Source organism: Methylophaga sp. (assembly GCF_965655755.1).
Classification (GTDB): Bacteria; Pseudomonadota; Gammaproteobacteria; order Nitrosococcales; family Methylophagaceae; genus Methylophaga.
Genome location: NZ_CBFHHW010000018.1, coordinates 50371 through 51704 on the forward strand (window position 1 = coordinate 50371; position 1334 = coordinate 51704).

The 1334-nt window shown below is 43.0% G+C and carries 1 protein-coding gene; it reads left to right on the forward strand.

The annotated features are described in order from the left end of the window. Positions 1-1334: TPM domain-containing protein (locus ACTF5U_RS07600; RefSeq protein ID WP_438971036.1), on the forward strand; the 1334-nt coding region annotated here is incomplete at both ends.

The window sequence follows — 1334 nt, forward strand, 5'->3', positions numbered from 1 at the left end:
GGAAGATACAGAAAATATCACACCCTTGGACCTAATCACTGATGAGGCGGAAATCTTCACGGAAGAAGAAGAAAAACATATTTCGAGCTATCACCAAATGATGCTTGAAAAGTATGACATCGACTATCGTGTTTTGACCTGGAAAGAAGATACCAATATTGACTGGCAAGCTTATAAGGTGTTTAACAACAGTAAGGTTGGTAGCCAGAGTCTAGGAAAACACGGTTTATTATTGGTTATCAATACCCATAACGATGAGGTCAGGCTGGAAGTCGCTGGCAATCTTGAACCTGTTTTTACTGATGCCTTTGTCGGCTACATCGAGAAACGTCAAATGGTGCCATTTTTTCGTTTGGGTCGCGTCGCTGATGGCGTTTTTGCTACTAGTGAATTACTTCGCATTCGTGCTGAAGAAGCAAACAGCGGTAAAGCGTTTGATCCAAGCAGTCTCCAGGGGAGTTTTGGTGCAGGTGCGAGATCTGATGCAAAGATCGGTGTCGGTAAAGAGACAATTTTTTCCGTTGATAAAAATGACGTATTGGCTGCTGACTCACCAGAAGAAACCTTGAAACGGCTATTGAATGCCATGAGAGCACGTAACGGTCGTAGTGACCTCGATATATATACGCCTGAAACTCAGGAGTTTATGGCGGGAATGGTTGTGTCACCTGCACAAATGGATAATTCTGCCAAACGGTATCTCAGCTGTGACATCGACCGTATTGTATATAGTGAAGATGGTCAAAAAGCTGTTTTACTACACAAACTGAATAATCGAAGTTGTGACCCTTTCACTTTCGATAAAGGCGAAGATGGTAAATGGCGTTTAAACCTGAAAGCCATTGGTAATGGTCTCGGTCATACATACGGTAATGTTTGGTATTTACATTATGGTCGGCAAGCTGAGTCAGGTCTTCACAACTATTATTTCGGCTTTAAAGATTATTATTTTCGTCGTCCAGACGGTGAGCAGTTCGATCACCAGGGATTCCCTTATTATCGTAGCTGGGGAGTCAATATTAACCATGTGTTCGAAGGCAGCAAGATCAATAAAATCCATAGTAAGGACAGTTTTGCTGCCAACATCGGCTTACAGGAGGGAGACATGATTCTTCGCTGGGAAGGACTTGAATATCCTCATAGCAATGTCATTGCTCGACGAATGGCGGATGTACGAGAAGGGTTGGATGTAGATATTGTGTACAGTCGTGATGAACAACTTCATCACATGCTTGTAAAAGCACCGCCCCGACCTAAAAATAACGATCAATTACGTTGGGGAATATCCATGAGAAGTGCTGGACCTAAAATGGCTTTGGTCCACTACGTTACAC